We start from the raw sequence: 3,114 nt of genomic DNA, 5'->3' as shown, positions 1-3,114 counted from the left end.
GCTCCGCGCCGCTGCCGCGACCCCCCAGCTCATCTCTCTGGGAGAGGGGGGTTGGAGAGCAATGCAACGGAAATGTTTTATTCCTATTCAAAATGACTATAAATCTCCTCCATTGGCGCTCTTTTGGCAGCCGAGCAACCTCGGCTCCCCAGCCGCTGTGGCACCAACCGACCGGTAAGCAGCCTCTCTGCCGCTTGGCTCACAGCCTCCGCGAGGGAGAAAGTCCATCGTCCCCTCATATCAAAAAGAACATCTACTTCACGAAGAGTGGTTGGAGCGAAGGGGAGACTGCGCAGATTCAGGAAACCGAGAACCTGATATGGTAGGCGTTATCCTGCCTGATCTGCTCTTTTGCTCAGTGCAGCCTCCCCTCTTCATAGACTGATGCGAGAATTGCCCTCTGATCCTTCCAATCGTGCCGGCGTACCCTTTGGGGATCAGACCCTGGCTCTGATGCGCGTCCAGGAGGCCCTGGATCAATTGGAGGCAGCCATTCTCAGTAGCCCTCGCCTGTTTTGGTCTCGCACCCTTATTGAAGAGGAAAAGATTCTGGAGCAGTTAGACTTTATCCGCCTGAACCTGCCGACAGCCCTGGAGGAAGCGGAGGAACTGCTGCGCCAGCGGGATCGGATCTTGGCAGAGGCCAATCGCTACGCCCAAGAAATTGTGGCCGCGGCCCAACGTAGGGCTGAGCAGCTCCTCAACGAATCGACCATTCTGCGACAGGCCCAAGCTCAAGCGGAGCAGTTATTGCAACAAGCCTATCAACATAGTGAGGAGGTGCGGCGACAGACACTGCAGGAATCGGAGCGCCTGCAGCGGGAGGCCCACCGTTACGTGGATCAGGTGTTGCAAGACTTGGAGTTGCGGTTGGTGGAGTCCTTGCGGGTGATCCGCAACGGGCGGCAAAATCTGCAGACCTAACAGAGAAGAGTCAGACTGGGGCTTGAGCGCTGCCTTCAACCTGTGCCAGGAGCATTTTTATCCCGCGTTGTGCAAGTCTTTTGGAGCAGTGGGTTAGGGATCTCCTGAGCAGGCGAGGGACGGCTCCCCTCGCTAGACTTGAGCAGAAGACGTTCCCCAGCGGCCCTTGACATCCTCTCTGCCCATCATCCTTGGCGTATCAGGCGCTTCAGGGATGCTCTATGCTGTGCGCGCTCTGCATGTTCTGCTCAGCCTGGACTACCGCGTCGAAGTGGTGGCCTCCAAAGCGGCCTATCAGGTGTGGCAGGGAGAACAAGGGGTGCTGCTGCCGACAGACCCCCGCAAGCAGGCCCACTTTTGGCGACAGCAAGCCGAGAGCAGCGGTGGATCCCTAGTTTGTCATCGCTGGCAGGATGTGGGGGCAACCATTGCCAGTGGCTCCTATCGCACGCAGGGGATGTTGGTGATCCCGTGCAGCATGGGTACAGTTGCCAAGTTGGCTGCCGGCTTGAGCTCGGATCTGCTGGAGCGGGCTGCTGATGTGCAGCTCAAGGAGGGACGACGCTTGGTGGTGGTGCCGCGGGAAACCCCCTTTAGCCTGATCCACCTGCGCAACTTGACCACTCTGGCAGAAGCGGGGGCGCGCATTGTTCCGGCCATTCCAGCTTGGTACCACCAGCCGCGTACCATCCTAGATTTGGTGGATTTTGTGGTGGTGAAGGCGTTGGATCAGTTCGGTATTGATGGCGATCTCATTCGCCGCTGGCAGGGGATGCGCCAGCATCAGATCCTCAAGCTGCCCCCTGATCTCTGAGCGGGATCCCTTTTCCCGGCGGCAGGCTGGGATTTGGCTTGGGGGTGTTCCAAGCTGGGGGGGGCCCTGTGCCGATAGCCCTCACTTGTGGCACCTTGCCGGGAATAGCTCAGATCACTTGCTGAGCTAGCCGACTCGGGGATCCCGCTGAAGGGGGGTGGGCAAGTTAGGGCAGGTCTCCAGACTGGCCGCCCATTCCCCGATGAGGGTGTTGACCCAGTGAGGCAGCTCGTCGTGGGCGCAGTGGCCTACTCCCGGCAGCTTCACCAAGGTGAGGGCAGGTTGCCAGCGCTTAAATTGGTCTGCCAAAAAACTGGGCACTGCCGGATCTTCTCGGCCCCAAAGTAGCAAGATAGGCATTTTTAGGGTGGGCAGCAGGCGTTTGGGGCTGTCGAAGCGGCGGCAGAGAATGGCCCTCAGACCGTCCAAAAACACGTGGGCTGCCCCCGGCTCAAAGGCCGGTCTCTGGAAGATCTGCACCAGCTCGTCATCCACCTGCTCATCCCGCTTGTAGACGTTTTTGATCCAAGCCCGCAGCACCTCGGTTTGCCGCAGCCAGTTAAACAAATGGGGATAGGTGAGTGGGCAGCCCAAGACGGCCAGGATCCCGTCGCAAAGGAGCTGCACCAAGACATCCCAGGGAGGGGGTAATTCTTCGGGGTGAGGCCCATCGGCACAACTGATCAAGCACAAGCCTTTCACCATTTGGGGATAGCGGGCGGCGGCAATTACCCCCACCAAGCCCCCGATGGAATGGCCTACCAGGATGCTGGGCTGCTGAATGTGAGTTTGCCAAAACTCGTACACCTGCTCCACCCACAGATCAACGCTGTAGGCGATCTCCGGCTTGGCACTCTTGCCAAATCCCAGCAAGTCGAGGGCATAGACGGAGCGCTGGGATCCCAGAGGGAGAATGTTGTGGCGCCAATGGCCCACCGAAGCCCCAAATCCGTGGATTAAAAGGGCCGGAGCTGCCGTTAAGTTGACTACACCGGCAGGGGTTTGGGCACGACTGGGAGTGTAAGTGAAATGGATGGGCCAGCCCCGCCAATGCCAGGTTTGGGGGTAGCCGTAGCGAGGCAAAGCCGACAAGGGATCCCTGTCGCTGCCCGTTGGGGAAGGGGGGGGCGCATCAACAGAGGAGAAACCGGGATTGCCGACGGAATTGGCGCCGACGGGAGCAGAAGGGGAAGGATGGGAGTCGAGTCCGTGCAAGGGAGAAGTGGGTGACAACAATAGGCTCATCTCCAATTTAGGCTAGACCAATCTTAGTGGTTTCCTCGGCTCGTCATTTAATAGGACGTACTTTGCCACCGGTTCTTCTATATCTTCCAGGACATGCCAGCATGACTGTGTCCATAACCCCAGACCCAATG

3 protein-coding genes are annotated in these 3,114 nt (G+C 58.8%); 2 read left to right on the top strand and 1 reads right to left on the bottom strand.

Features of this window, described 5'->3' with window-relative positions; genetic code table 11:
• Positions 1–393 precede the first annotated feature (393 nt).
• Both NW819_RS13930 and NW819_RS13925 read left to right on the top strand, forming a co-directional pair.
• Positions 394–924: a hypothetical protein gene (locus NW819_RS13930; RefSeq protein ID WP_414414110.1), complete on the top strand. Its 531-nt coding sequence runs from the start codon at positions 394–396 to the stop codon at positions 922–924.
• A 166-nt stretch (positions 925–1,090) separates the two neighbouring features.
• On the top strand, positions 1,091–1,738 hold the full coding sequence (locus NW819_RS13925; protein ID WP_011431889.1) for a flavin prenyltransferase UbiX: 648 nt from the start codon (positions 1,091–1,093) through the stop codon (positions 1,736–1,738).
• A 126-nt stretch (positions 1,739–1,864) separates the two neighbouring features.
• On the opposite strand, the gene NW819_RS13920 is transcribed toward NW819_RS13925, so the two are convergent.
• The gene (locus NW819_RS13920; RefSeq protein ID WP_414414109.1) at positions 1,865–2,983 is read right to left on the bottom strand and encodes an alpha/beta fold hydrolase; all 1,119 of its coding nucleotides are present in this window, start codon (positions 2,981–2,983) and stop codon (positions 1,865–1,867) included.
• Positions 2,984–3,114: the final 131 nt, after the last annotated feature.

Origin of the sequence: Synechococcus sp. R8-2 (assembly GCF_047461715.1) — a bacterium.
In the GTDB taxonomy this organism is placed as follows: Bacteria; Cyanobacteriota; Cyanobacteriia; order Thermostichales; family Thermostichaceae; genus Thermostichus.
This window is presented reverse-complemented; position numbering and strand designations above follow the sequence as displayed.

Excerpts from the sequence above, each read along its gene's own strand:
- NW819_RS13920 (WP_414414109.1), bottom strand. The coding sequence starts at position 2,983 with ATGAGCCTATTGTTGTCACCCACTTCTCCCTTGCACGGACTCGACTCC.